23 protein-coding genes are annotated in these 25,273 nt (G+C 67.9%); 14 read left to right on the forward strand and 9 right to left on the reverse strand.

The genetic code is table 11. The annotated features are described in order from the left end of the window. Positions 1-7: 7 nt before the first annotated feature. The 4 genes from AC1MEQ_RS16035 (at position 8) to AC1MEQ_RS16050 (ending at position 5,202) form a co-directional block, all read left to right on the forward strand. On the forward strand, positions 8-709 hold the full coding sequence (locus AC1MEQ_RS16035) for a hypothetical protein (protein WP_479792114.1): 702 nt from the start codon (positions 8-10) through the stop codon (positions 707-709). 199 nt (positions 710-908) lie between these two features. Further along, the gene (locus tag AC1MEQ_RS16040) at positions 909-1,208 is read left to right on the forward strand and encodes an RHS repeat-associated core domain-containing protein (RefSeq protein ID WP_479796159.1); all 300 of its coding nucleotides are present in this window, start codon (positions 909-911) and stop codon (positions 1,206-1,208) included. A 770-nt stretch (positions 1,209-1,978) separates the two neighbouring features. After that, complete coding sequence (gene ligA / locus AC1MEQ_RS16045) at positions 1,979-4,369, forward strand: NAD-dependent DNA ligase LigA (RefSeq protein WP_479792116.1); 2,391 nt, start codon at positions 1,979-1,981, stop codon at positions 4,367-4,369. Continuing rightward, positions 4,366-5,202 carry an inositol monophosphatase family protein gene (locus tag AC1MEQ_RS16050; RefSeq protein WP_479792117.1) on the forward strand — a complete coding sequence of 279 codons (837 nt, stop codon included), beginning with the start codon at positions 4,366-4,368 and terminating at the stop codon, positions 5,200-5,202. Before ligA ends, AC1MEQ_RS16050 begins: the two co-directional genes overlap by 4 nt. 7 nt (positions 5,203-5,209) lie before the next feature. Here AC1MEQ_RS16050 and AC1MEQ_RS16055 read toward each other — a convergent pair whose 3' ends face one another. Then, on the reverse strand, positions 5,210-6,025 hold the full coding sequence (locus AC1MEQ_RS16055) for a sulfite exporter TauE/SafE family protein (RefSeq protein WP_479792119.1): 816 nt from the start codon (positions 6,023-6,025) through the stop codon (positions 5,210-5,212). Positions 6,026-6,065: 40 nt separating this feature from the next. Here AC1MEQ_RS16055 and AC1MEQ_RS16060 point away from each other — a divergent pair, with 40 nt between their 5' ends. From AC1MEQ_RS16060 to gatB, 4 genes are all read left to right on the forward strand, one after another. Continuing rightward, positions 6,066-6,590 carry a GNAT family N-acetyltransferase gene (locus AC1MEQ_RS16060; RefSeq protein WP_479792121.1) on the forward strand — a complete coding sequence of 175 codons (525 nt, stop codon included), beginning with the start codon at positions 6,066-6,068 and terminating at the stop codon, positions 6,588-6,590. 86 nt (positions 6,591-6,676) lie between these two features. Continuing rightward, positions 6,677-6,973, forward strand: coding sequence for an Asp-tRNA(Asn)/Glu-tRNA(Gln) amidotransferase subunit GatC (gene gatC / locus AC1MEQ_RS16065; protein WP_479792122.1), 297 nt, complete (start codon positions 6,677-6,679; stop codon positions 6,971-6,973). A gap of 3 nt (positions 6,974-6,976) precedes the next feature. After that, positions 6,977-8,524: an Asp-tRNA(Asn)/Glu-tRNA(Gln) amidotransferase subunit GatA gene (gene gatA / locus AC1MEQ_RS16070; protein WP_479792124.1), complete on the forward strand. Its 1,548-nt coding sequence runs from the start codon at positions 6,977-6,979 to the stop codon at positions 8,522-8,524. A 1-nt stretch (position 8,525) separates the two neighbouring features. Continuing rightward, on the forward strand, positions 8,526-10,037 hold the full coding sequence (gatB, locus tag AC1MEQ_RS16075) for an Asp-tRNA(Asn)/Glu-tRNA(Gln) amidotransferase subunit GatB (RefSeq protein WP_479792126.1): 1,512 nt from the start codon (positions 8,526-8,528) through the stop codon (positions 10,035-10,037). Between the two features lie 237 nt (positions 10,038-10,274). Here the strand turns inward: gatB and AC1MEQ_RS16080 are convergent, their stop codons facing one another. Continuing rightward, a complete protein-coding gene (locus AC1MEQ_RS16080) occupies positions 10,275-11,288 on the reverse strand; it encodes an EcsC family protein (RefSeq protein ID WP_479792128.1) in 1,014 nt (337 codons plus the stop codon). Between the two features lie 321 nt (positions 11,289-11,609). Between AC1MEQ_RS16080 and AC1MEQ_RS16085 the strand changes: the two genes are divergently transcribed. Both AC1MEQ_RS16085 and AC1MEQ_RS16090 read left to right on the forward strand, forming a co-directional pair. Then, a complete protein-coding gene (locus tag AC1MEQ_RS16085) occupies positions 11,610-12,518 on the forward strand; it encodes an aminoglycoside phosphotransferase family protein (protein WP_479792130.1) in 909 nt (302 codons plus the stop codon). Between the two features lie 65 nt (positions 12,519-12,583). Continuing rightward, positions 12,584-13,360: a type 1 glutamine amidotransferase domain-containing protein gene (locus AC1MEQ_RS16090; protein ID WP_479792132.1), complete on the forward strand. Its 777-nt coding sequence runs from the start codon at positions 12,584-12,586 to the stop codon at positions 13,358-13,360. Positions 13,361-13,405: 45 nt separating this feature from the next. On the opposite strand, the gene AC1MEQ_RS16095 is transcribed toward AC1MEQ_RS16090, so the two are convergent. Together AC1MEQ_RS16095 and AC1MEQ_RS16100 are read right to left on the reverse strand one after the other, a co-directional pair. Then, positions 13,406-13,891 carry a hypothetical protein gene (locus tag AC1MEQ_RS16095; RefSeq protein WP_479792134.1) on the reverse strand — a complete coding sequence of 162 codons (486 nt, stop codon included), beginning with the start codon at positions 13,889-13,891 and terminating at the stop codon, positions 13,406-13,408. A 91-nt stretch (positions 13,892-13,982) separates the two neighbouring features. Continuing rightward, the gene (locus AC1MEQ_RS16100; protein WP_479792136.1) at positions 13,983-14,891 is read right to left on the reverse strand and encodes a LysR family transcriptional regulator; all 909 of its coding nucleotides are present in this window, start codon (positions 14,889-14,891) and stop codon (positions 13,983-13,985) included. Between the two features lie 128 nt (positions 14,892-15,019). Here AC1MEQ_RS16100 and tdh point away from each other — a divergent pair, with 128 nt between their 5' ends. Genes tdh through AC1MEQ_RS16115 form a run of 3 tightly spaced genes read left to right on the forward strand, consistent with a single transcriptional unit; the run spans position 15,020 to position 18,549 of the window. After that, positions 15,020-16,069: an L-threonine 3-dehydrogenase gene (tdh, locus tag AC1MEQ_RS16105; protein WP_479792138.1), complete on the forward strand. Its 1,050-nt coding sequence runs from the start codon at positions 15,020-15,022 to the stop codon at positions 16,067-16,069. A 24-nt stretch (positions 16,070-16,093) separates the two neighbouring features. Beyond that, positions 16,094-17,293, forward strand: a complete 1,200-nt coding sequence (locus AC1MEQ_RS16110; RefSeq protein ID WP_479792140.1) for a glycine C-acetyltransferase — start codon at positions 16,094-16,096, stop codon at positions 17,291-17,293. Between the two features lie 5 nt (positions 17,294-17,298). Beyond that, complete coding sequence (locus AC1MEQ_RS16115; RefSeq protein ID WP_479792141.1) at positions 17,299-18,549, forward strand: MFS transporter; 1,251 nt, start codon at positions 17,299-17,301, stop codon at positions 18,547-18,549. 4 nt (positions 18,550-18,553) lie between these two features. On the opposite strand, the gene AC1MEQ_RS16120 is transcribed toward AC1MEQ_RS16115, so the two are convergent. The 3 genes from AC1MEQ_RS16120 to AC1MEQ_RS16130 all read right to left on the reverse strand — a co-directional run bounded on the left by AC1MEQ_RS16120 (position 18,554) and on the right by AC1MEQ_RS16130 (position 22,462). Then, on the reverse strand, positions 18,554-18,805 hold the full coding sequence (locus tag AC1MEQ_RS16120) for a Txe/YoeB family addiction module toxin (protein ID WP_479792143.1): 252 nt from the start codon (positions 18,803-18,805) through the stop codon (positions 18,554-18,556). Between the two features lie 2 nt (positions 18,806-18,807). Next, positions 18,808-19,065, reverse strand: a complete 258-nt coding sequence (locus tag AC1MEQ_RS16125; protein ID WP_479792145.1) for a type II toxin-antitoxin system Phd/YefM family antitoxin — start codon at positions 19,063-19,065, stop codon at positions 18,808-18,810. 136 nt (positions 19,066-19,201) lie between these two features. Beyond that, a complete protein-coding gene (locus tag AC1MEQ_RS16130; RefSeq protein WP_479792146.1) occupies positions 19,202-22,462 on the reverse strand; it encodes an efflux RND transporter permease subunit in 3,261 nt (1,086 codons plus the stop codon). Positions 22,463-22,580: 118 nt separating this feature from the next. On the opposite strand from AC1MEQ_RS16130, the gene AC1MEQ_RS16135 reads away from it, so the two are divergent. Next, positions 22,581-23,045, forward strand: coding sequence for a MarR family transcriptional regulator (locus tag AC1MEQ_RS16135; protein WP_479792147.1), 465 nt, complete (start codon positions 22,581-22,583; stop codon positions 23,043-23,045). 7 nt (positions 23,046-23,052) lie between these two features. Here AC1MEQ_RS16135 and AC1MEQ_RS16140 read toward each other — a convergent pair whose 3' ends face one another. Together AC1MEQ_RS16140 and hutH are read right to left on the reverse strand one after the other, a co-directional pair. Next, positions 23,053-23,661 (reverse strand): HutD/Ves family protein, encoded by a 609-nt coding sequence (locus AC1MEQ_RS16140; protein ID WP_479792148.1) that lies wholly within the window; start codon positions 23,659-23,661, stop codon positions 23,053-23,055. 32 nt (positions 23,662-23,693) lie between these two features. Beyond that, on the reverse strand, positions 23,694-25,256 hold the full coding sequence (gene hutH, locus AC1MEQ_RS16145; RefSeq protein WP_479792149.1) for a histidine ammonia-lyase: 1,563 nt from the start codon (positions 25,254-25,256) through the stop codon (positions 23,694-23,696). Between the last annotated feature and the right edge of the window lie 17 nt (positions 25,257-25,273).

A 25,273-nucleotide genomic window follows, 5' to 3' on the forward strand; every position in this document is an offset into this window, starting at 1 on the left:
GTGACGCATGGCCGAAGTAAACATCGATTTCTGCGGGGAATGGTTCCCGATTGCCGACGAACAGACCTTCACCATCGGCCGCGAGGGCGATCTGGAAGTCGATGACAACCCGTACCTCCACCGCAGGTTCCTCACGATTGCCTGCTACGACAACATCTGGTGGCTCTCCAACGTCGGCTCGCGGCTGGCGGCCACCATCGCCGACGCGACCGGTGGTATGCAGGCGTGGGTCGCCCCCGGTTCCCGCATCCCGCTGGTGTTCGGCCAAACGAACGTCGTGTTCACCGCCGGGCCGACAACGTATGAATTCTCCGTACACCTGGCCACGCCGGCGTTCCGCCAGGAGTGGAGCGCCGACGACGGCGACGGGCAGACGACGATCGGCCCCGTCGTCCTGACCGATGCCCAACGCGCGCTGGTGGTGGCCCTGGCGGAACCGATGCTGCGCCGGGACGGCAACGGGCTCAGCTCCATCCCGACGTCCGCCAAGGCCGCCAGCCGCCTGGGCTGGCCGCTGACCAAGTTCAACCGCAAGCTCGACAACGTCTGCGACAAGCTGGACAAGTCAGGTGTCGCCGGTCTGCGCGGCGGCGCCGGCAAACTCGCCACCAACCGTCGCGCCCGCCTGGTCGAACACGCGGTCACCTCCCACATGGTGGTCCCCGCCGACCTGCCGCTGCTGGACGCGGAACTGAACGCCGACGACTGAAGAGGGCAACACATTCAGCCCCTATGGGTAGACGACCCCGATTCCTAGTCGCATTCGTCACGTCATCGAGGATGCGCAAGGGCTTGTTGACATTGAGTACAACGGCAGCTTGCGACATGGTAAGTGACCCTGAGAGCCGGACCTCACAGGGACTGCCCAATGTCGCATCAGGCTCGGCGCCCGGTACTACGATCTAAGTATTGGGCGCTTCACCCAGCCAGACCCTAGTGGCCAGGAAACCAACACGTACTCCTACGTCAGCTGTAACCCGGTCAACGCATCGGATCCTTCAGGGCTTGCCGGACGGCTCTGTGCTGGCGCTGCTGCCGGCACCCTCGGAGCGGGTGTGGCATTCATTATCTACGCTGACGCCTTCTTGGGCGTCGTGGCGACCGATGGATTGCTGCTACCAGCTGCCATACCGCTCGCCGAGTCCTTCGTTAGCCTTGTTTCGGAGGCCGTAGCCCAAAAGGCCGTCTGTTGGCTATCGAACACATGAAAGCGAGATGCACATGGACGAAGGTTTTGCGCGGCAGAAGTGGATCAGTGGTTATGTCCTGGCAGTGGTCAGCCTCATTTTCCTCGTAAACGCAGTGGTTTTTTTCGTAGCTGCGGGTTGGGGCTGGGGTGCGTTATTCGCGGTGCTGGGTGTTTCGACGGGATTCCGCGCATGGAGAATGCTTCGACCGAAAACAACCCGTTAGGTCGATGACGTCAAACTGTTGAAGCTACCCGCAGAGGTGCAGGCACGCCAGTGGCCTCCATAGATTTCCACGGGGTAACCCATGAAAATCATGTTCGCGGTCTGGGTGTTCTTGGTTGGCGCTGCCGTCGCCTTCATCTTCGTCGGCTGGGGCATGTTGTTTACCCTTTCTTTGGCGTCGTGAACGCCTACAACGCCTGGCACCTGCTCAAGCCGAAATCACCGGGGTAGTCGATGAACGTGCACACAACGACGCTAGCCCTATCCGGTCATGGGCCAGGACGCCGGAATCGTGACGGCGATGCCAATAGGTCTGGGTCCGCATCCCCTCGGGCCGCGGCGATTCCGGCACCGTAGCTGAACAGGTGTCCGAAGAAGCAGTTCCTCGTACGGCCGGTGTTGCGTGCCGTACTCCAAAGGGAGCCACCTCGAAACCGCAGCCGACTTAGAAAGAGTGCGCGCCGCCGTCGGGCTCTCGGGGAACCGCCTGACTAAGGCAAGCGGAAGCACCGCGGGCCGGGTCGCTATTGCTCCCACTCGTCGGGGCCGTGGGGCAAGATAGGGGGGTGACGAAAACCGAGCAGAACACCCCGGACCGTTCCACCCCCGGCTCCTCAGAAGGCGCCACGACCGCGGCCGGCGAGGAGATCATCCCCGCCGGGAAGCTGCGCGAGGAATACCAGCAGCTCATCGAGGACGTCCGCCGCTACCGGACCGCCTACTACGTCGAGGACAGCCCCCTGGTCTCCGACGCCGAGTTCGACGTCCTGTTCCGACGGCTCGAGGAGATCGAGCAACTCCACCCCGAGATCGTCTCGAACGACTCGCCCACCCAGGAGGTCGGCGGAGAGGTCTCCGCCGCGTTCTCCCCGGTGAAGCACCTGACCCAGATGTACTCGCTCGAGGACGTGTTCTCCCTCGAGGAGCTCACCGCCTGGCTGGAACGGGCCACGGTGAATGCCGGGACCCGCGCGGCGAAGCACCAGCTGCGCTGGCTGTGCGAGGTCAAGATCGACGGGCTGGCCATCAACCTGCTCTACCGGAACGGCAAGCTCGTGCGGGCCGCCACCCGCGGGGACGGCACCACCGGCGAGGACGTCACCCACAACGTGCTGACCATTAAGGACATCCCCACCGAACTGGCAGGGGACAACTGGCCCACGGAGGTCGAGGTCCGGGGCGAGATCTTCTTCCCCTCGCAGAAGTTCCGCGAATTCAACGAGGCCCTGATCGAGGCCGGCAAGCCCGAGCTGGCCAACCCGCGTAATGCCGCCGCCGGTTCGTTGCGGCAGAAGGACCCGGCCGAGACGGCCAAGCGTCCGCTGGGTATGTTCGTCCACGGTTTCGGCGTCCGCGAGGGACTCGATGCGGCCTCCCAGTCCGAGACCTACGAGCTGCTCAAGGGCTGGGGCTTGCCGGTCACCCCGTATTCGCAGGTGGTGGACTCCATGGACGAGGTGCTGGCCTACATCGAGAAGTACGGCGCCGACCGGCACTCACTGGTCCACGAGATCGACGGGATCGTGGTCAAGGCCGATGCCTTCGCCATCCAGCGTGCGCTGGGCTACACCTCCCGCGTGCCGCGCTGGTCCGTTGCCTACAAGTACCCGCCCGAGGAGGTGCACACCAGGCTGCTGGACATCCGGGTCAACGTCGGGCGCACCGGACGCGTCACCCCCTACGGGGTGATGGAGCCGGTCAAGGTCGCCGGCTCCACCGTGGAGATGGCCACCCTGCACAACCAGGACGTCGTCAAGGCCAAGGGCGTCCTCATCGGCGACACCATCATCCTGCGCAAGGCCGGGGACGTCATCCCCGAAATCGTCGGACCGGTACTGGCGCTGCGCGAGGGACGCGAGGACGAGCTGCACGAATTCGTGATGCCCACCCACTGCCCGTCCTGCGGTGAACCGCTGGCCCCGGCCAAGGAGGGGGACATCGACATCCGGTGCCCGAACGCCAAGTCCTGCCCGGCCCAGCTGACCGAACGCATCGCCCACCTCGGTGGGCGGGGTGCCTTCGACGTCGAGGCGTTGGGTTATGAGGCCGCCCTGGCGCTCACCATGGGCCCCGGACCGGATCCGGCCGGTCTCGGGGGCATCGCCGAGCCGGCCGGCCCCGGCCCGATCACCAATGAGGCCCAGATCTTCGACCTGGCCACCGGCCACGCCGACGACACCCTGCGCGACGCACTCGCCGAGGTCAAGGTCTGGCGGGAGAAGCGGTCCAAGGGGGCCGGTACCGGGTCATTCGAGCTCGTTCCGTACTTCTGGACCAAGGGCACCGAGAAGAAACCCTCGGCGCCGACCGCCAACACGAAGAAGCTTTTCGACGAGCTGGAGAAAGCCAAGGCCCAGCCGCTCTGGCGGGTCCTGGTCGCCCTGTCCATCCGCCACGTCGGGCCGACCGCCTCCCGGGCCCTGGCCACCCACTACGGGTCCATGGACGCCATCCGGCAGGCCGTGACCGCCGAGGACGCGGTCCAGAAGCTCGCCGACGTCGACGGGGTCGGGCCGATCATTGCCGAGGCGCTCATCGAATGGTTCGGCATCGACTGGCACCTGTCCATCTTGGAGACCTGGGCCGCCGAGAAGGTCCGCATGGAGGATGAATCCCACGGGCAGACCGAACGCACGCTCGAGGGGCTGACCATCGTGGTCACGGGTTCCCTCGAGGGCTTCAGCCGCGACGAGGCCAAGGAAGCGATCATCACCCGCGGCGGCAAGGCGTCCGGCTCCGTCTCCAAGAAGACCAGCTACGTGGTCGCCGGCGAAGCCGCCGGCTCCAAGCTGGACAAGGCCCAATCCCTGGGGGTGCCCGTCCTGGACGAGGACGGTTTCCGTGCCCTGCTGGAGAACGGCCCCGAACCCACACCGGACGACGGCGAAACCACGGGCGGAAACACGGACGACGCAACCACCACCGAGGCAGACACCACCGACGGAGACACCGCATGAGCCAGCAACCCGAGACCACCACCGACCTGGTCGCCGAACTGCTGGCCACCGCGCGGCGGGCCGCCGCCGCCGGTGCCGCCATCCTGGCCGCACGCCACGGCGTCCACATCGAGGCCGACACCAAATCCGCGGCCGGGGACTGGGTCACCGACTACGACCGCCGCGCCGAACAGGCCGTCCGCGAGGTCATCACCGCCGAACGCCCGCGTGACGCCATCACCGGCGAGGAGTATGGCAACACCACGCCCGCCGACGCCAGCCCGTACCGCTGGTCGATCGACCCGCTGGACGGCACCGCCAACTTCGTGCGCGGCATCCTCTACTACGCCACCTCCGTCGCCGTCGCCGGCCCCGCACCCGAGGGCACCGGCGAGCAGGTCTGGCTCGCCGGCGTCGTACAGGCGCCCGCCCTGGGCAGTACGTGGTGGGCCTCCCGTGGTGCCGGTGCCTGGCTCGGCGGCACCATCACCGGGGACGACGCCGGTGCACGCCGGCTGACCGGGCCCGTCGCCGGGGCGGCGGGTACCCTGGTCTCCACCGGGTTCGGATACGATGCCGAGCGCCGCGACTTCCAGGTCCGGGCCCTGGCCGCGCTCATGCCCGGATTCGCCAACGTGCGCCGGATCGGCTCCGCCGCACTGGATCTGTGCATGGTCGCCGATGGCACCCTGGATGCCTACGCCGAATACGGCACCGGCGAGCACGACTGGTCCGCCGGCGCACTCATCGCCGAGGAAGCCGGTTGCCCGGTGCTGCGCCCGGAGTCCGATCCGGGCTGGCAGGCCGCCGGGTACGTGGACTTCGGCAAACTGCCCGCGCCGCCGGCCGGCTGATACCAGCTCAGGCCGGGCGGATCAACAGCATCGACACCAGCACCACGACCAGCAGCGCAATGAACGCGATGGCGTGCACCCGGTCGGGCATCTTGCCCACCAGGCGTTTCGCGACCGCGATCGTGGGCAGCGAGCCGGCCAGCAGCCCAGCTGTGGCCAGCAGGTCGATGTAGCCGAGCCGCCCCGTCGACAAGGATGATGTGGCGGCCGGCAGCGAGAACGCATACACCGCTGCACCGACCACCGAGACGGGGACCGAAAGCGGGTTGGCCATCGCCGCGGAGGTCGCCATCGGCAGGCCCAGCCGGCGCAGCAACGGCACGGTCATGATGCTCCCGCCCACGCCCAGGAAACTAGCGACGGCCCCAATCCCGAGCCCGCCGGCGCTGGTGGTCACCGGGCCGAGTCGGCGTTCGGGGGCGGTCGGTGAACGCGCGATGAATCCGCGCCGCAGCAGCGAGTCGAGGATCGTGACCGCCAGGTAGGCGATGAACAACACGTGGAGCACCGTGTCGGGAACCCGGGTCGCCACCACCGCGCCGATCAGGGCGCCGACGGCGATATAGCCGGCCAGCGGGAACAGCATTCCGGTGCGCAGCCGGCCCGACCTCCAGTGCGCGAGCGTTGCCGACAGCGAGTTGACGATCATGACCGCCGTCGAGGTGGCCACCGCCACCAGCATCGCATCGGGCCCGACGCCGGAGGCCACGGCCACCGCGTAGACCACCGGCACGATCACGAAACCCCCGCCGAAGCCGAACAACACGGTCGTCAATCCGGTCAGGACACCGAAAGCGGCGAACACCAGCAGCGAGATGAGCATGGACCGATCCTAGGGGCAGGTAGTGGCAAAATAGACCACGATGACTTCCTCCGCAGCGCGCATCCCGTCCCGCATCACCATTCGCCAGGCCACGGCGGCCGACTATCCCGCGATCGGCAGGATTACCGTCGAGTCCTACCTCTCGGCTGGTCACTTCGATGATCCGGACCACCCCTACCTGCAGGTGGTCCAACAGGTCGCCGAACGGCACGCAGCCGCCGAAATCCTCGTGGCCGAGCGCGACGGCGCCGTCATTGGGGCCGTGACCCTGGTGCGCGCGGGCAACCCGTATGCCGACATCGCCCGGGAAAACGAGCTCGAGTTCCGCATGCTCGTCGTGGACCCCGCCGTCCAGCGATCCGGTGCCGGACGGGCGATGATGCAGGAGATCATCCGCCGCGGACGCGACCTGGAGGGCGTGGACACCATCTCGCTGACGACCGGCAGCAACTGGATGGCCGCCCAGGCCCTCTATACCCACCTGGGATTCCACAACGTCCCCGAGCGCGATTGGTTGGTGCCCGACACCGACATCCTGCTCAAGGTCTACGTCCTGCCACTCTGAGCCCCGGCCCCTCGAAGGGGAACCGCCTGCCGGTCCTGAACTAGACTGTTAGGGAAAACCCACCACCCATGAATTCGGGGAGATACATGCCTGCCATCAGTCGTGAGGACGTTGCCCACCTGGCGCAACTGGCCCACCTGGAGATGAGCGAGACCGAGCTGGAGAAAATGGCCGGCGAACTCGGTGTCATCGTCGACGCGATCAAGTCGGTGAGCGAGGCAGCCGGCGAGGACGTCCCGGCCACCAGCCACCCGCTGCCGCTGGTCAACGTGATGCGCGAGGACGTGGTCGGGAAGACGCTGACCCAGGAGGAGGCGCTGCAGAACGCGCCCGACGCCGAAGACGGCCGCTTCAAGGTCCCGGCCATCCTGGAAGGGGAGTAGGACATGAACGAGATCATCAAGCTCTCCGCCGCCGACCTGGCCGCGAAGCTCCGTGACGGCTCCGTCACCTCCACGCAGGCCGTGCAGGCCCACCTGGACCGCATCGCCGCCGTCGACGGCGGGGACCGCGGCATCCACGCCTTCTTGCACCTGAACGCGGACGAGGCGCTCGCCGTCGCCGCCGAGGTCGACGCCATCCGTGCCGCCGGTGGTGCCGGTGCCGAGGCCCTGCATCCGCTGGCCGGCGTGCCGATCGCCATCAAGGACCTCATCGTCACCAAGGGCCAGCCCACCACGGCCGGCTCCAGGTTCCTCGAGGGCTGGATGAGCCCCTACGACGCCACCGTGATCGAGAAGATCCGCGCCGCCAAGCTGCCGATGCTCGGCAAGACCAACCTCGACGAATTCGCGATGGGCTCCTCCACCGAGCACTCCGCCTACGGCGACACCCGCAACCCCTGGGACCTGGATCGGATCCCCGGCGGTTCCGGCGGCGGCTCCGCTGCGGCCGTCGCGGCGTTCGAGGCCCCGCTGGCCCTGGGCACCGACACCGGGGGGTCCATTCGCCAGCCCGGCGCCGTCACCGGGACGGTCGGCGTGAAGCCCACCTACGGCGGCGTCTCGCGCTACGGTGCCATCGCCATGGCCTCCTCGCTGGACCAGATCGGCCCCGTCACCCGCACGGTGCGGGACTCCGCGCTGCTGCACGAACTCATCGGCGGGCACGACCCGAAGGATTCGACCTCCATCGACCAGCCGGTCGCGGAGTTGGCAGCCGCCGCCGAGCAGGGCGCTTCCGGTGACCTCACCGGCGTCCGCGTCGGTGTCATCCGCGAATTGCAGGGCGAGGGGTACGACGCCGGTGTCCAGGCACGCTTCGACGAATCCCTGGAGCTGCTGCGCAGCGCCGGGGCCGAGATCGTCGAGGTCTCCTGCCCGAACTTCGAGTACGCACTGGGTGCCTACTACCTGATCATGCCCTCGGAGGTCTCCTCCAACCTCGCCAAGTTCGACGGCGTGCGCTACGGCAACCGCGTGTTGCCCACCGACGGCCCGATGACGATCGAACGCGTCATGGCCGCCACCCGCTCCGCCGGGTTCGGTGACGAGGTCAAGCGCCGCATCATCCTGGGGACCTACGCCCTCTCCGCCGGCTACTACGACGCCTACTACGGCTCGGCTCAGAAGGTCCGCACCCTGATCCAGAGGGACTTCGACGCCGCCTTCGCCCAGGCCGACGTGCTCGTCTCCCCGACTTCCCCGGTCGTGGCCTTCGAGCTCGGCTCCAAGCTGGATGACCCGCTGGCGATGTACCTCAACGACGTGGCGACCATCCCGGCCAACCTGGCCGGCATCCCGGGCATCACCGTCCCCGGCGGCCTCTCCGAGAACCTGCCGGTGGGCATCCAGTTCCTGGCCCCCGCCCACGAGGACGCCCGCCTCTACCGGGCCGGTGCCGCACTGGAGAAGCTGCTGGAGGACCGCTGGGGCGGTCCGCTGATCAACCAGGCCCCCGAGCTGGCCGAATCGTCCAAGGAAGGTGTCGCCTGAGATGGCCCACGCAACGGAAGAACTCGTCGACTTCGATGAGGCCCTGGACCGCTACGACCCGGCCCTCGGGTTCGAGGTCCACGTCGAGCTGAACACCGCCACCAAGATGTTCTCCGACGCCCCGAACGCCTTCGGCGACGTCCCGAACACGAACGTCACCCCCGTGGACCTGGGCCTGCCCGGCGTCCTTCCGGTGGTGAACAAGAAGGCCGTGGAGTACTCGATCAAGATCGGCCTGGCATTGAACTGCCAGATCGCCGAGTACTGCCGCTTCGCCCGGAAGAACTACTTCTACCCGGACACCCCGAAGAACTTCCAGACCTCGCAGTACGACGAACCCATCGCGTTCGATGGCTGGCTGGACATCGAACTGTCCGACGGCGAGGTCTTCCACGTGGAGATCGAACGCGCGCACATGGAGGAGGACGCCGGGAAGCTGACCCACATGGGCACCTCCGGGCGCATCCAGGGCGCAGACTTCTCGCTCGTGGACTACAACCGGGCCGGCGTCCCGCTGGTCGAGATCGTCACCAAACCGATCCTGGGCGCCGGCAAGCGCGCTCCCGAACTGGCCAAGGCCTACGTGGCGGCGATCCGCGAGATCGTGAAGAACCTCGACGTCTCCGACGCCAAGATGGAACGCGGGAACGTCCGCTGCGATGCCAACGTCTCGCTCATGCCCAAGGGCACGACGACGCTGGGCACCCGCACCGAGACGAAGAACGTGAACTCGCTGCGCGCCGTCGAGCACGCCGTCCGCTTCGAGATCGAACGCCACGCGGCAGTCCTGGACTCCGGCGAAAAAATCGTGCAGGAGACCCGCCACTGGCACGAGGACACCCGGACCACGACCTCCGGCCGCCCCAAGTCCGACGCCGACGACTACCGCTACTTCCCGGAGCCGGACCTGGTGCCGATCGTCACCACCAGGGAATGGGTCGAGGAATTGCGCGCGCAGCTTCCCGAGCCGCCGGCCGAGCGCCGCAAGCGCCTGCAGGCGGACTGGGGCTACGCCGACGCCGAATTCCGTGACGTCGTCAACGCCGGTTTCCTGGACGCCATCGAGGAGACCATCGCCGCCGGCGCCAGCCCGGCAGTGGCCCGCAAGTGGTGGATGGGCGAAATCTCGCGCCTGGCCAAGAACGCCGACGTCGAGCCCCTGGACCTGGGCGTCACCCCGGCGACGATCATCGAGCTGAACTCGCTGATCGAAGCCAAGAAGATCAACGACAAGATCGCCCGCCAGGTCCTCGAATTCGTCGTCGCGGGGGAGGGGACGCCGACCGAGATCGTCGAGAAGCGCTCACTGGCCGTCGTCAACGACGATTCGGCGCTCGGTGCCGCGATCGATGACGCCATGGCCGCCATGCCCGACGTGGTCGCGAAGATCAAGGAAGGCAAGGTCCAGGCCATCGGTGCCCTCATCGGCCCGGTCATGAAGGCCACACGCGGGCAGGCAGACGCCGCCCGGGTGCGCGAGATCGTGCTGGAGAAGCTCGGCGTCGAGGGCTGAGCCCACGCATCACCTGCCAGGGCGGGCGGATCATCGCGATCCGCCCGCCCTGGGGCGTTTCCGGGGTGGGGTTTCGGTATCCCTGCTGGCTTTCTGGGCCTCAGCCAGCTCCTCACATAATTATTCGTTAGCTTTGCTGCCCGGGCGAGGTGCTTGGCGGCCAATGCGAGCGATCCGCTCCGAAGAACAGCAACCGAAGAACGGGACGGCCGAAGACCGCCACCCAGCGGCCATCACTTACGTGGCCTCGGGGTGGGTTTCATCGTTCTGATCGATCGCCAATGCGGCCGGCAGCGGCAACCCGTACTTCTCACACAGGAATCTGGTCTGGCAGTACCGCTGGGCGTCGGCGGCCACGTTGCCCAAGATCGCGGAATTCATTCCAGCCCCGATAAGGATACCCACGAGGGGCACGGCCTTGGCGACATTCTGAACCGGGACCCTGGAGCCGGCCGGGCCTAAGTGCTGCATCAACTTCTCAAGTGCAGCCAAGAGACGATGGTCCGCGCGGAGCTTGTCTGACCACCTTAGGCGTCCCCTGATCGCGTCGGCCGCACGCGCAACGTCACGCAACGGTTCTGCCTTGGCCGCCTGCGCCATGAACGACCGGCGTACCAGGCGTTGAATGAACATCAGTTCATCGGGGTCTTTGGCATCGTAGCCGTAGGAGTGAGCAACGCGCGTTGCGATCGACGTGCTCAGGACCTGGATGACGAGGATATCCGCCGTCATCGCAACAGGGATACCGGCAACGGGGACCATAGCTAGCAGACCCATGGCGCCACCTTCGAATGCACCGGCGGTCCGCCATGTGAGGGTGTTGAAGGTCAACAACCGGTCACAGACCTTAAGTTCCTGCTGCCGTAGTTCGGTGAAACTGTTGAGTTCAAGACCCTGCTTACGGGCGAGCTTCTCGACACTCTTCGGGTCGTTAAGCTCCATGGCCCAGTCATTGACCAACTCGAGCAGCGAGACCCCGGCTCCCAGCGCCGGCCCCACGGCCTTGTTAGCGACCGCGTCGCCTGCGCGACGGATCGGCTTCATAACCGCCTCCGGCACGGCTTCCGTCACCCGACTCACGGCATTTCCCGCCACTTCACCGGTGCGATCGAGCGCGGCACTCGCCCAGTTCGGCAGACCACGACGGTTGTCACGGCGCTGCCAGTGCTTGTTGAGCGTGTCCCAAACCTGCCCCTCGTACACGCTCATCGTGGTCGCGCCATCGACGACTAGGTCGGTGTTAGTGCTCATTGAAGTTCTCCATTTCGAGTGTGATCGCTGGGTCCATAATGTCCTACCAGCCGCGAGGTGGGTGCATCCGCAATGCGCGGGGCGGGACAGAAGTCGACCCCGCGGCCACCTGCGGGTTAGGACGGAAGGGCACGGACCGGACATCCGGGCAGATGACGTGGAGGATTGACAGCGCGACCGTCTCTCAGCCCCTGGAGTACGAGTCATCCACTTACGCTGCGAGTCGCGCACCGCCGCGAAGTCTATGACCAGCGAAGAATGCGCGGCTGGCTCTCGAACTGTCTTCCCACGCGGCGTCCGTGGGGTGTGTACCGTTGGCCCATGACCGGTGAGCACACAGAGGCGCCTGCACGCACTGCCATCCCAGCGCACGACGTGGAGATCACCGACGACCTCGCCCGGTCCCTGCTGGCGGCGCAGCACCCGGACCTGGCCGGGCTGCCGCTGCGACGTGCCGCCAACGGCTGGGACAATGTCGTGTACCAGCTCGGCGAGGACCTGGCCCTGCGCCTGCCCCGCCGGAACGCCGCCCACCAGCTGCTGCTCAACGAAGTGCGTTGGCTGCCCTTCCTGGCGCCCCGGTTGCCGCTGCCCATCCCCGCCACCCTCAGGCGCGGACGGCCGGCCGACGGCTATCCCTACCACTGGGCCGTCGTGCCCTGGTTCGACGGCGTCAGCGCCGCATCCCGCACCCCAGCCGAGCGCGACGCCTACGCCGGCGAGCTCGGGCGCTTCCTGCGCGCCCTCCACGTTCCCGCGCCCGCCGACGCCCCGCGCAACCCAGTCCGCGGCGTCGCCCTGGCCACCCGGGCGTCCGCCTTTGCCGAACGTCTCGGCGGCGCGGTGGTGCCGGTCGATGGCCCGTGGCGGCACATCTTCCAGGCAGGCCTCGACGTGCCTCCCTACCAGGGGCCTCCGCTCTGGCTACACGGCGACCCCCACCCGCACAACCTCGTGCTCGCCCCCGGGGCCGGCCCCGTGCGTATCGCCGCGGTCGCCGACTTCGGGGACATCACGGCAGGGGATCCCGCCAGCGACCTGGCCGTGTCCTGGCTGCACTTCACCGCCGCCGGACGTGAGTCGTTCAAGGCGGAACTACGGCACGACGACGACACCTGGATCCGCGCCCGCGGCTGGGCGGTGCACTACGCGCTGCTCATGGCGCTGATGCCGCCCGGGGACCCGCTGCACGAGGTGGGCCTCCACGCGCTGCGCGAACTCGCCCGCTGACTCCCGGGCTGTGCAGCCGTCGGAGTCTGTCCTAGGGTGGGAAGACCCGACGAAAGGTGCATTCCTTGAAGAAGATCCTGATGGTACTGACCAGCATCGACAAGATCGGCGACACCGACGAGGCGACCGGCTACAACGTGGCGGAAGCCGCGCACCCCTGGAAGGTGTTCAAGGACTCCGGGCACTTCGTGGACTTCGCCTCGATCAAGGGCGGCCAGCCGCCGCGCGACGAGGTAGACACCGAGGACCCCATCCAGGTCGCCTTCACCGAGGACGAGACGACCCGAGCCGGCCTGTACAACACCGCCCGCGTCGACGTGGTCGACCCGGCCCAGTATGACGCCGTCTTCCTGGTCGGCGGCCACGGCACCATGTGGGACTTCCCCGACAGCGAGGGGCTGCAGAAGCTCGTGGGCAGCGTCTACGATTCCGGCGGAGTGGTCGGCGCGGTCTGCCACGGCCCCGCCGGATTGCTGAACGTCGAACTGTCCAACGGCTTCCGTCTGGTCGAGGGGCGCAAGGTGTCCGCCTTCACGAACGACGAGGAGGTGGCCGCCGGCAAGGACAAGGTCATTCCGTTCTTCCTGGCCGACCGGCTACAGGAGCAGGGTGCGACGCATGTCCAGGCCGACGTCTTCGAGGAGAAGGTCCAGGTGGACGAACGGGTCGTCACCGGCCAGAACCCCGCCTCGGCCGCCGGCGTCGCCAAGGAGATGGAGAAGCTGCTGGCCGAGGTCATCCACCAGGAAAAGGCCGAGGAGCAGAGTGAGTCGCAGGCGCTCCGGGCCGAGAAGGACGCGGAAAAGGCGGCGGCAGAGTCCGAGGCCGAATCCGGCCACTGAGCCCTCCAGCGCAGCGTTCGTTGCCGCCCGGCGGGGTCGCGGTGGTTAGGTGCGGACGACGAGGAGCCAGTATTCGGTCCCTTCGGGCACCTCCAGGGTGAGGATCCCGGAATCCGCGCCGAGCGGGAGGGTGCCGCTGCTGGCCCCATCGGCGGAACAGGTGCCGGCATATGAAGCGCCGAAAGTTGCTCGGAACTCCGCGTCGCCGGCGCAGGTGACGTAGATCCGCACCCCGGAAGCGTCCGCCAGGTCCGCGGCCGAGAGCCTGAAGCCGGCGGGGCCGGTCCCCCGGTGGTGCACGATGGGGACGGGAAGGCGCGCGGTTTCCACGCCGTCGGCCTGGGCCGCAGCCCAGTAGTCAGCCTGGGGGTCGGACAAGCCCACTGCGCCGGCGGGCTTGACGGGCTCGCGGAGCGCTGTCGGTACCGGCACCGGGACGGCATCGTCCCGGTCCGGTAGGGCGTTTGCGGTGCAGGCGGTGGCCAGGGCCAACACGGCAACGGCAAGACCCCCGGCGATGCGTCGTTGCATTGCGGCCTCCATGAGCGTTTGGACCATCGTCAGTGGCCCACCCGGAATTGTCAACTGAATTGACTATTATGGCGTGGCATGGCGCCGTGCGTCAGCCGCCGGTCCGTTCGGCCATGGTGGCCCGCAGTGCTTCGGCCACGTGCCGGACCGAGACCCGGCGCATCGACTCCGGCCTGGCCAGCAGGTCGATCCGACGCCGGTTGGCGATGCCCTCCAGGGGGAGCAGGACGACCCCGGGGCCCACGAGGGCGCCGGCCGTGTAGCGGGGGATGACGCCCAGGACGTTTCCGGTGCCGACGAGTTCGGCGACGGTCGCGTAGTCGTTGATCCGGTGGACGATGTCCGGCGCGCCGCCGGAGACGGCGGCGATGGCTCCGAGGATGTCGGCGGGGGAGTAGCCCTCGCGGCTCACGGCCCAGCGCTCGCCCACCAGGTCTTCGGGCCGCACGGCCCGGTATCCGGCCAGGCGGTGCCCCGCGGGCACGGCAATGTCCAGCGGCTCGTGCGCCAGCGGCACCACCGTCACCTGGCCCGCCGGCCAGGCCGGCGTGTGGTCCATCCGGTGGGCCAGGACCAGATCGTAGCGCGAGGCCAGGGCCGGGAAGTCGTGCTGGGCGACGTCCTCATCGGAAAACAGCGGTTGCGGGCCGCCCGACGCCTTCAGCCGGGCCAGCAGCGGGGCGAACAGGGATTGGCCCACCGAGTGGAACCCCGCGAGCGTGACCGGGGCATCGGCGTCGTTCTGGTAGTTTCCGATGGCCGCCCGTGCATCGGCGAGCGATGCGACGACGGCGGCGCCGGCGTCGGCCAGGATCCGTCCGGCGTCGGTCAGCACCAGCGTCCTGCCCTCCTTGCGGGTGAGCGGGACGTCGACTCCGCGCTGGAGCAGGGCCAGTTGCTGGGAGACCGCCGAGGGCGTCACGAACATCGCTTGGGCAACTGCCCGGACGCTGCCGAGGTCGCCGAGCTCGCGGAGGATCTGCAGCTGGTGGACTTCCATTAGCCCATCCTAAATCGTCCTTTGAGATACTCGCGCATGATCTTAACTATCGATGAGGCCGAACCGGTGCCAGACTGGGTCCAGACCCGGCGTGACCCGCCGACCGCCCGCAGCCCAGTGAGGAACCCATGAAGGCACTGTACAAATCCGGCCCGCACGCAGGGCTCGAGCTCGTCGACCGCCCCGAACCCGTGACCGGCCCGCATGAGGTCAAGATCCGGGTCATGACCGCCGGCATCTGCGGCACCGACCTGCACATCCTCGCGTACGACGACGCCGCGCAGGCCATGATCAACGCACCTCTGGTCCCCGGCCACGAGTTCTACGGCGAGGTCGTCGAGGTCGGGGAGCTGGCCACCCACGTCGCCGTCGGGGACCGCGTCTCCGGCGAGGGCCACGTGGTCTGCGGGATGTGCCGCAACTGCCGGGCAGGACGGCGCCAGATGTGCATCAACACGGTCTCCGTCGGCGTCCAGCGCGACGGGGCCTTTGCCGAATACGTCGTCATCCCCGAGACGAACGTCTGGGTCCACCGCGATGAGACGATCACCCCGGAGCTCGGGGCCATCTTCGACCCGTTCGGCAATGCCGTGCACACCGCGCTGGCCTACCCGCTCGTCGGCGAGGACGTGCTGATCACCGGTGCCGGGCCCATCGGGCTGATGGCGGCCGAGGTCGCCCGCCACGCCGGTGCCCGGAAGATCGTCATCACCGACGTCTCCGCACCGCGCCTCGAGCTCGCCCGCACCATGGGCGTTGACCTGGCCATCGACGTCTCGGCGTCCCGCATCCGCGAGTCCCAACGCGAGATGGGCATGGTCGAGGGCTTCGACATCGGCCTGGAGATGTCCGGGCACGCCTCCGCCCTGCCGGAAATGATCGACAACATGAACCACGGGGGAAAAATCGCGATGTTGGGGCTGCCCAGCACGCCGATCGACATCAACTGGGGCAAGGTCGTCACCCACATGCTCACGCTCAAGGGCATCTACGGACGCGAGATGTACGAGACCTGGTACGCCATGTCCGCCATGCTCGCCTCCAACGCCCAGCTGCGCGATCGCATCTCCTCCATCGTCACCGACCGGCTGCCCGCGACCGAGTGGGAGGCCGGCTTCGAGGCCGCCCGCGCCGGACAGGGCGGCAAGGTCGTGCTCGACTGGACCGTCTTCAACTAACCCGCCGTCCCGAAAGGCAGCACCATGTACTCCACCCTCAAGGGCCAGCTCACCGCCGACCTGGCGGCCATCGCCGACGCCGGCACCTTCAAGCACGAACGCCGCATCGACTCTGCCCAGTCCAGCCACATCGCCGCCGGCGCCCTCGGGGCCCCGTCCCGCGACGTGCTGAACTTCTGCGCCAACAACTACCTCGGCCTGGCCGACGACCCGCGCCTCATCGAGGCGGCCAAAACCGCCCTGGAGGAGCGCGGCTTCGGCATGGCCTCCGTGCGCTTCATCTGCGGCACCCAGGACCTGCACCTCGAGCTCGAGCGGCGCGTCTCGGCCTTCCTGGGCACCGAGGACACCATCCTGTTCTCCAGCTGCTTCGACGCCAACGGCGGGGTCTTCGAATCGCTCTTCGGCCCCGAGGACGCCATCATCTCCGACGCGCTGAACCACGCCTCCATCATCGACGGCATCCGCCTGTCCAAGGCCAAGCGCTTCCGCTACGCCAACCAGGACATGGAGGACCTGCGCGTCCAGCTCACCGCGGCCAAGGACATGAACGACGGCGGCGGGCCGCGTCGGTCGATCATCGTCACCGACGGGGTCTTCTCCATGGACGGCTACCTGGCCCCGCTCGCGGCGATCTGCGACCTGGCCGACGAATTCGGTGCCCTGGTCATGGTCGACGACTCCCACGCCGTCGGGTTCATGGGCGACACCGGCGCCGGCACCCCCGAACACGCCGGTGTCTCGGACCGGGTCGACATCTACACCGGCACCTTCGGCAAGGCCCTGGGAGGGGCCTCCGGCGGCTACGTCTCCGCCCGCTCCGAGATCGTGGCCCTGCTGCGGCAGAAGGCCCGCCCCTATCTGTTCTCCAATTCGCTGGCGCCGGCCATCGTCGCCGCCACCCTCAAGGCCCTGGAACTGGTCGTCGAATCAGCGGAGCTGCGCACGCAGCTGTTCGAGAACGCGGCCCTGTTCCGCCGTCGGATGACCGAGGAGGGCTTCGAATTGCTCGAGGGCGAACACGCCATCGTCCCGGTGATGTTTGGTGATGCCGCGAAGGCCGCGCAGGTCGCCGACGCGATGCTCGAGCACGGCGTCTACGTCACCGCGTTCAGCTTCCCGGTGGTCCCGCGGGACGCGGCCCGCATCCGTGTCCAACTCTCCGCCGCCCACTCGGCCGAGGACATCGAGGCCTGCGTGCAGGCCTTCGTGGCCGCCCGGTAAAGCCCATGGCCCGGGGGAGCGGTTCCGAACGGCTGGGTCGGAAGTTCGGCTGGCTGTGGTCCTCCTCCGCGTTGTCCAACCTCGCCGACGGCGTCCTGAAGGTCGCCCTGCCGCTGGTGGCCCTGCGCTTCACGGAATCCCCGACGCTCATCGCCGGTCTCGGGGTGGCCCTGAGCCTGCCGTGGCTGCTCTTCTCGCTGCCGGCGGGAGCCCTGGCGGACCGCTGGGACCGGCGGCGCAGCATGCTCGCGGCGAACCTGGTCCGTGGCGGGGTCGTGGTGGCCCTGGGTATCGCCTTCGCGGTGGGCGACGGAAACCTCTGGCTGCTCTATGCCGCGGCGGTCATCATCGGCAGCACCGAGACGCTGTATGACACCTCGGCGCAATCCATCCTGCCGCAGCTGGTCCCCACCGCCGCCCTGGACCGCGCCAATGGCCGACTGCAGGCCGCCGAGCTGACCACCAACCAGTTCATCGGCCCGCCGTTGGGCGGCCTGCTGGCCGCCGGTGGTGCCGCGTTGTCGTTCGCGACGCCCGCCGGGCTCTGGCTCGTGGCGGTCGGGGCCTTGTGGATGGTGCGCGGGAACTTCCGCATTGAACGCACCGGGCCGCCCGTGACCCTCCGCGGGGACATCGCCGAGGGCCTGCGTTTCCTGTGGTCCAACCCCGTCCTGCGCGTGCTCGCCGCCATGACCGGTGCGTTCAACCTGGCCACCAGTGCCGCCTTTGCGGTCTTTGTGCTCTACGCCGTCGGCCCGGGCTCCGTACTCCACCTGGATGGCGGCGGGTACGGGCTGTTGCTGGCCTCCACCGCGGCCGGCGCCGTGGCGGGATCGTTGTTCGCGGGCCAGGCCGTGGCCCGGCTGGGACGGGCCGCCTCGCTGCTGATCGCCATCTGCACCGGCACACTCCTCGTGGGCACGCCGGCGCTGACCTCGAACGTCTGGGTGGTCGGAGCGGTTTTCGTGCTCGGTGGGATCGGGATTGCCTTCTGGAACGTGGTTACGGTGACACTGCGCCAGCGCATCACCCCGGCCCGCCTGTTGGGCCGCGTCAACAGTGGCTACCGGCTGCTCGCCTGGGGCACCATGCCCATCGGGGCCGCGCTCGGCGGGTTGATCGGCGAGGCCTGGGGGCTGCGGGCGGTCTTCGCCATCATGGCAGCGCTGACGCTGACCCTGTTGGTGGGCCTCATCTGGGTCACCAACCGGCACATCGCCGAGGCCGAAGAGGCCGCCGAACGCGCTGCCCGCTGACGGTTCAGTAGTGGTATCGGCAGGCTGCGATCAGGATGTTCTCACCGTCGATGCGGTAGACCAACCGGTGCTCCTGGTCGATTCGACGTGACCAATAGCCGTGGAGGGCGTGCTTCAAGGGCTCCGGTTTTCCGATGCCCTGGTTCCCGTGGCGTTGCACGTCCCTGATCAGGGAGTTGATCCGTTTCAGTACTCGGCGGTCCTCGGTTTGCCACCTCAGGTAGTCATCCCACGCGGCGTCGGACCAGGTCAGCATAGCTATCCGGCATCCGGGATGGCACGGACGGTTCCCCGGCCCGACTCCAGCTGGTCGATGGCATCCATGAGACGGCGTGCATTGGACGGGCTGCGCAGCAAGTGCGCGGTTTCCACGAGTGAATCATATTCGGACTGGGCGACCATGACGACAGGCTCGCGGCCCGCGCGGGTGATGACCACTTCCTCGAGATCGTCGACCACGGCGTCCAGGGTCGCCGCGTAGTTGGCCCTCGATTCCGAGTAGCTCACAGTTTTCATGACAATCCTTTCACGTACAAGATATTGTACGCTCAATAATGATTTGACGGTAACCGCGTCTGCTGGCGTGGAGCCTTGGTGGATCCACAGGCAAAGGGCCGACCCGCTGGTGCGGATCGACCCTCGGGTGGATGGACTATGCGTTCGTCGCGGTGTGTGGCGGCAGATCCGGTTCGACCGGTGCCGCGTGGGCTCCGTGTCCTCCACCGCGGGCTGACTTGCGTTGTTCCCGCTTTTCCTTGCGTCCCTCGACCAGCCGGTAGAGGACCGGCACCAGGATCAGCGTCAGGGCGGTCGAGGACACCAGCCCGCCGATGACCACGATCGCCAAGTCCTGGGAGATGAATCCACTGGACCCGGTGACGCCGAGCGCCATGGGGGTCAGCGCGAAGATCGTCGCCAGAGCGGTCATCAGGATGGGCCGCAGGCGTTGCCGGGCACCGTTGACGACGGCGTCCTGCACGCTTTGGCCCTGTCTGCGGTATTGGTTGACGAGATCGATCAACACGATCGCGTTGGTGACCACGATGCCGATGAGCATCAGCAGGCCGATCAGCGATGCCACACCCATCGGCTTTCCGGAGACAAGCATGAGCAGGATCGCCCCGGTCGCGGCGAACGGGATGGACACCAGCAGGATCAGCGGCTGGATGAGCGAGCGGAACTCGGCGACCATCAGCAGGTAGACGATCGCGATGGCGACCAGCATGGCCAGGCCGAGCTGCTTGAACGAGTCCGTCTGCTGGGTGCTGACACCACCGAGCTCGACCGAAACGCCGTCGGGCAGGTCGATTCCGTCCAGCTTCTGCTGGACCGAGCTGGTCACGGCCCCGAGCTCCCCGTCGTCCGGGGTAAGGGACACCGTGGCCACCAGCTGGCCGCCCTGGCGGCTGACGGAGGAGGGCACGCTGGCGCGTTGGATGTCGGTGAGCTCGGAGAGCTTCTTCATTCCCGCGGCCGTTGGGATCGCGAAGTCCTCCAGGTCCTTCATCGAGGACACCGACGTCGCGCCGTCGACATAGATTGACAGGTCCTTCCCGTCGATGCGGATGCTGTCGACGGCCTGCGGGTTCGCGGCCGAGGCGACGAGCCCGGAGACCTGCATTTCCGTCAGACCGGCCTCGGCGGCTTTCTTGCGGTCGACCTTGATCTCGATGGTCGGCTGGTCGGCTGCGAGGTCGCTGGAGATGTCGGTGGCCTTGGGGGTGTCCTGCAGCGCAGCGAGGACCTTCTTCGAGGCATCCGTCAGGGCTGCCTTGTCGTCGTGCGCCTTCACAATCACGTCCACCGTACTGCTGCCGTAGGCGGCGGCCTGCCCGACGGAGATCGTGTCCCCGGCCGGGAGCTTGGACAACCGGTCCTGGATGGCGGTGCTGATGGCTGCCTGGTCACCGTCCTTGTTCGTGTTCACGATGTATGTCGCCGTGCTGCCGCCACCGCCCATCATCGCGGCCAGCCCCTCGCCGCCGACGCCCGCGGTGAGCAGGACGCTCTCGACACCGCTCGAAGCCAGCAGTGCATCCTCGGTGGCCTGGGCGGTGTTGCTGATGGTTTTCAGGTCGGCCCCGGAATCGAACTGCTGGGTGACTTGGAGGCTGTTCTGCCCGGTGCTTCCCAGGAAGTCGACCTTCAGCAGCGGCAGGATGCCGGCGGTCAGCACGAGGATCAGCAGGGCGCCAACCAGGGTCCAGGCCGGATGGCGCTGGGTTCCCCGCAGGATGGGCAGGTATCCGCGCTGCAGCCAGCTCTTGCGTTCCTTCTCCTCGGAGGCGGTGCGCACCTGGACGGGGTCGACGTCGTGGGTTGGCTGGCGCATGAACCAGAAGGCGAGGATCGGCACGATGGTCAGCGCCACGAACAGCGAGGACAACATGGCGATGGCCACCGTGAGGGCGAAGGGCCGGAACAGCTCGCCGACCATGTCCCCGACCAGTGCGATGGGCAGGAACACCATGATGGTGGTCAGGGTGGAGGCGGTGATGGCACCGGAGACCTCCTTGACCGCGGTCAGGATGGCGTGGCGCTTCTCCTCCCCGTAGCCCAGATGGCGTTTGATGTTCTCGATCACCACGATCGAATCGTCCACGACGCGGCCGATCGCGATGGTCAGGGCTCCGAGGGTGAGCATGTTCAGCGAGTAGCCGCCGAGGTTCAGCCCGATGAAGGTCACCAGGACCGAGATGGGGATCGAGATCGCGGTGACCAGGGTCGAGCGCAGGGAGAGTAGGAAGACCAGGATGACGACGACGGCGAATACCAGTCCCAGCAGGCCCTCGATGGCCAGGTGGCTGATCGACTGCTCGATGAATGGGGCCTGGTCGAAGATCGGGGTGATGGACCCTCCCTGTCCCAGCGCGGCCTTGAAGTCGTCCATCTTGTCGTTGACGGCATGCGAGATGGAGACGACGTCGGCGCCAGGCATCGCGGTGACCTGGACCGAGAGGCTGGGCACTCCGTTGGTGCGGGTGATGGACGTCTGCTTCTCGTTGGTCACCTTGACCGTGGCGACGTCGCCGATCGTCTTGACCGGCCCGGCTGCCGGGGCGGCAGGCACCTGCGGCATCCGGGCGCCCTGTTGCGCGGCTCCGGCGCCTGCCGGCCCACCTGGCGTGGAGGGTTGAGCCCCCGAGCCGGCCCCCGTTCCGGCGGAGGCCGACGCGGGCAGGAGGGGGAGCGCCTTGATGGCCTCCAGGGAATCGACGGGGTCGCCGGCCTGGACGGAGACCGACTGGTTATCCTCGACGATCGTCCCGGCGGGAAGGGTCGTTCCGTTGGAGGTGAGTGCCGAGGAGATGCTCTGCGCGCCCAGCCCGGCGGCGGCGAGCTTCTTGGCGTCCGGCGTGATGGTGATCCGCTGCTTCGTCGCACCGCTGAGCTGGACGTCGCGGACGCCCTCGATGCCCTGGATTTCCGGGAGGACCGCGGTGTCCAGGGTCCGGCTCAGGTCTTCGGCCGAGGCGTCGGAGGATGCTGTCAGCATCACGACCGGGATGTCGGACGTGCTACCGGCCAGGATCTCGGGGGTGGAACCCTCGGGAAGAGTAGAGGACACCGTGTCGATGGCTTCGCGCAGGCTCGACTCGAGCTTGTCCTGGTCCAGCCCGTATTCGGTGGAGACGGTGATGGTCGAGACCGACGGGGCCGACGTCGCGTTGACGGTATTGACGCCGCTGACACCCTTCAGGGCGCTGGACAGCGGCAAGCTGATCTGCTGGTCGATCAGTTCCGGGCTCGAGCCGACGGCGGTCGTCAGTATCGTCGTCTGGGGGATGTTGATCGGCGGGATCAGTTCCTGTTTCAGCGAGGTCATGGACACCACGCCGGCGACGGCGATGATGAGCGTCAACAGGGCGACGACCGCCCGGTTGGCAAGACTGAGTCGCGCGAGGTGGTGCACAGGGAATCCTTCGACGGAAAACAGGGAGAACGCAGCGGTAGGCTGTCAAAATAAGCATAGCTGTCGGCTAAGCATCCAAGAGGTGCAGTGGCCCGGGGGCGACGAAGGAGCGGGGACGATGGACGAACGGGAATCGCTGCTGGACCGTATCGATGCGCTGGAAGCTGCTTCGGCACGGATGCGCCTGGACGCCTCGGTGGAGGCGCTCATGTCGCTGCCATTGACCGTGCAGCAGCTCAAGGCCACGGCCGTGGTCATCACCGGAAACGGCGACACGACGGCCCAGCACATCGCCGAGGTGCTGCAGGTGTCCCTCGCCACGGTCTCCGGCATCGTGGATCGGCTGGTCACCCATGGGGTCGTAGTACGCCTCCCGGATGAGCGGGACCGGCGCGCTCGCCGGCTGGTGGCCACGGACCGCGGCCGGGAGATCATCCACTCGCTCATGATGGAGGCCGACGGGTTCCGACGGGCAGCCATGGCGCGCCTGGAGATCGAGGATCTCCGGGCCCTGGTGCAGGGCATGGAGGCGCTGATGCGGGTGGCGTTCGCGGGCGAGGAGCCCGCACCGGCCGGGGAGTAGCTGGCGTCTAGACCGGGTCGACGGACACCACTGCGAGGAATCCGCGCCCGGAAATCTCCGGCGGCGCCTCGTCGTTGCCGACCACGGTATCCAGGCGTTCCAGCGTGGTGCCCTCCGCTTCCCCGGGTGCCGGGGTGGCGACGGCGTTGCCCTGCAAGAGCACGGCGTGCTGGCCGCCGAAGACCGGGTGCGGACGCTTCTTGGACAGTTCCACGATCACGACATGGCCGCGGTACCCGGGTCCGGTGATCAGGTTCAGGTCCCGGATGTGCCCCTCCGGCAGGCTGGCGCTGGTCTCGGCTCCGCCGTTGAAGCGGAACGGACGGTACTTCTGCAGGCCCTGTTCCGCCCCGTCCACGGTGAGCAGCATGAACTCGCCCTCGATCACCGTCAGGATCCGTTCGCATCCCTCGAACGCCGAGAACGCGCCCTCTTTCGCCACGTCGGCGACGCTGAGCCGCCAGTCCCAGCCCGGCCCGGAAGGCGAGGTGCCCCCGGTGCCGGACTCCGCCGTCGTGCTGGAGCGGGCGATCTCCACCGTGGTGCCCCCGCCGTTGCGCCAACGCTCGGGGGGGAGATCGGCGAAGCGGATGAGGTGCGCTGGGGTGGGGTTCATGCGGGTGTCCTGACGTGAGGGGGTGCTGGCGCCTACTGTAGCGGGGCGGTGGCTGCCCCGTTGGCGGCGGCGAGGATCGTGCCGTCGGCGACGAGGGTGTAGACGGCTTCGATCTCGGGTGCCAGGTACCGGTCGGTGCCCGGGCCTTCGACGACGGCGCGGATGGTCTGGCGCACCGCGGTGACGATGGGGGAGGACTTGCCGGTGGCGAGTCCGCCGTCGCGCATGTCCAGGGCGCGGGCGCTGGTGAGCAGTTCCACGGCCAGCACGCGCTGCAATCCGTCGATGGAGCGGCGCAGCTTCAGCCCGGCGGCCCAGCCCATCGAGACGTGGTCCTCCTGCATCGCCGAGCTGGGGATCGAGTCCACCGAAGCGGGCACGGCGAGGCGCTTGAGCTCGGAGACGATGCCGGCCTGGGTGTACTGGGCGATCATGTGGCCCGAATCCACGCCCGGGTCGTCCGCCAGGAAGGCGTTCAACCCATGGCTGCGGGCCTTGTCCAGGAAGCGGTCGGTGCGGCGCTCGGAGATGGAGGCGAGGTCCGCGACGGCGATGGCCAGGAAGTCCAGCACGTAGCCGACCGGGGCACCGTGGAAGTTGCCGTTGGATTCGACGCGGCCGTCGGTGGTGACGACCGGGTTGTCGATGGCCGAGGCCAGTTCCAGGTCGGCGACGGATTCTGCGTGGGCCAGCGTGGCGCGCACGGCTCCGTGGACCTGGGGGGCGCAACGCAGCGAGTAGGCGTCCTGCACGCGGGTGAAGGCGTGCGAGCCCTCCTTCTGCTCGCGGATCAGGGTCGAGTCCTTCAGGACCGCGAGCATGTTCGCGGCCGAGGCGATCTGCCCCGGGTGCGGGCGCAGCGCGTGCAGATCGGCGGCGAAGACGTCGTCGGTGCCCAGCAGGCCCTCGATGCTCATGGCTGCGGAGAGATCGGCCGTGGAGACCAGGCTGTGTAGGTCCTCGGCCGCCATGAGCAGCATGCCCAGCATGCCGTCGGTGCCGTTGATCAGCGCCAGGCCTTCCTTTTCGGCCAGCACGACCGGCTCGATGCCGGCGGCGGACAGTGCCTCGGCGGCCTCTACGAGGTCGCCGGCGGCATTGCGGACCTTGCCCTCACCCATGACGGCCAGGGCGCAGTGGGAGAGCGGGGCCAGATCGCCGGAGCAACCCAGCGAACCGTATTCGCCGACCACCGGGGTGATGCCGGCGTTCAGGACCGCTGCGTAGGCGCGGGCGACCTCGGGACGCACGCCGGTGCGGCCGGTGGTCATGGTGTGCAGGCGGTTGAGCATGAGCCCGCGCACGACCTCGCGGTCGACCTCCGCGCCGGAGGACGCAGCATGGGAACGGATCAGCGAGCGCTGCAGTTGGGCACGGAGCTCAATGGGGATCTGCTTGGTGGCGAGGGCCCCGAACCCGGTGGAGACGCCGTAGTGCGGGCGGGTGTCGGTGACGAGCGCATCGATGACCGCGCGCGATTCCGACATGGCGCGCATCGACTCCTCGGAGATCTCGACGCGCCCATCGTGGCGGGCCACGCGCACGACGTCGTGCGCGGCCAGGGCCGCCGGGCTCAGGGTGATGGTCTCTGCCATGGGTTGTCCTTTCGGTG

The organism is Arthrobacter sp. ASL1, assembly GCF_056680475.1.

Bases quoted from the DNA above. Each gene is read 5' to 3' on its own strand.
- AC1MEQ_RS16035 (WP_479792114.1), top strand. From the start codon at position 8: ATGGCCGAAGTAAACATCGATTTCTGCGGGGAATGGTTCCCGATTGCC.
- AC1MEQ_RS16050 (WP_479792117.1), top strand. From the start codon at position 4,366: ATGAGCCAGCAACCCGAGACCACCACCGACCTGGTCGCCGAACTGCTG.
- AC1MEQ_RS16055 (WP_479792119.1), bottom strand. From the start codon at position 6,025: ATGCTCATCTCGCTGCTGGTGTTCGCCGCTTTCGGTGTCCTGACCGGA.
- AC1MEQ_RS16060 (WP_479792121.1), top strand. From the start codon at position 6,066: ATGACTTCCTCCGCAGCGCGCATCCCGTCCCGCATCACCATTCGCCAG.
- gatC (WP_479792122.1), top strand. From the start codon at position 6,677: ATGCCTGCCATCAGTCGTGAGGACGTTGCCCACCTGGCGCAACTGGCC.
- gatA (WP_479792124.1), top strand. From the start codon at position 6,977: ATGAACGAGATCATCAAGCTCTCCGCCGCCGACCTGGCCGCGAAGCTC.
- gatB (WP_479792126.1), top strand. From the start codon at position 8,526: ATGGCCCACGCAACGGAAGAACTCGTCGACTTCGATGAGGCCCTGGAC.
- AC1MEQ_RS16080 (WP_479792128.1), bottom strand. From the start codon at position 11,288: ATGAGCACTAACACCGACCTAGTCGTCGATGGCGCGACCACGATGAGC.
- AC1MEQ_RS16085 (WP_479792130.1), top strand. From the start codon at position 11,610: ATGACCGGTGAGCACACAGAGGCGCCTGCACGCACTGCCATCCCAGCG.
- AC1MEQ_RS16095 (WP_479792134.1), bottom strand. From the start codon at position 13,891: ATGCAACGACGCATCGCCGGGGGTCTTGCCGTTGCCGTGTTGGCCCTG.
- AC1MEQ_RS16100 (WP_479792136.1), bottom strand. From the start codon at position 14,891: ATGGAAGTCCACCAGCTGCAGATCCTCCGCGAGCTCGGCGACCTCGGC.
- tdh (WP_479792138.1), top strand. From the start codon at position 15,020: ATGAAGGCACTGTACAAATCCGGCCCGCACGCAGGGCTCGAGCTCGTC.
- AC1MEQ_RS16110 (WP_479792140.1), top strand. From the start codon at position 16,094: ATGTACTCCACCCTCAAGGGCCAGCTCACCGCCGACCTGGCGGCCATC.
- AC1MEQ_RS16115 (WP_479792141.1), top strand. From the start codon at position 17,299: ATGGCCCGGGGGAGCGGTTCCGAACGGCTGGGTCGGAAGTTCGGCTGG.
- AC1MEQ_RS16120 (WP_479792143.1), bottom strand. From the start codon at position 18,805: ATGCTGACCTGGTCCGACGCCGCGTGGGATGACTACCTGAGGTGGCAA.
- AC1MEQ_RS16125 (WP_479792145.1), bottom strand. From the start codon at position 19,065: ATGAAAACTGTGAGCTACTCGGAATCGAGGGCCAACTACGCGGCGACC.
- AC1MEQ_RS16135 (WP_479792147.1), top strand. From the start codon at position 22,581: ATGGACGAACGGGAATCGCTGCTGGACCGTATCGATGCGCTGGAAGCT.
- AC1MEQ_RS16140 (WP_479792148.1), bottom strand. From the start codon at position 23,661: ATGAACCCCACCCCAGCGCACCTCATCCGCTTCGCCGATCTCCCCCCC.
- hutH (WP_479792149.1), bottom strand. From the start codon at position 25,256: ATGGCAGAGACCATCACCCTGAGCCCGGCGGCCCTGGCCGCGCACGAC.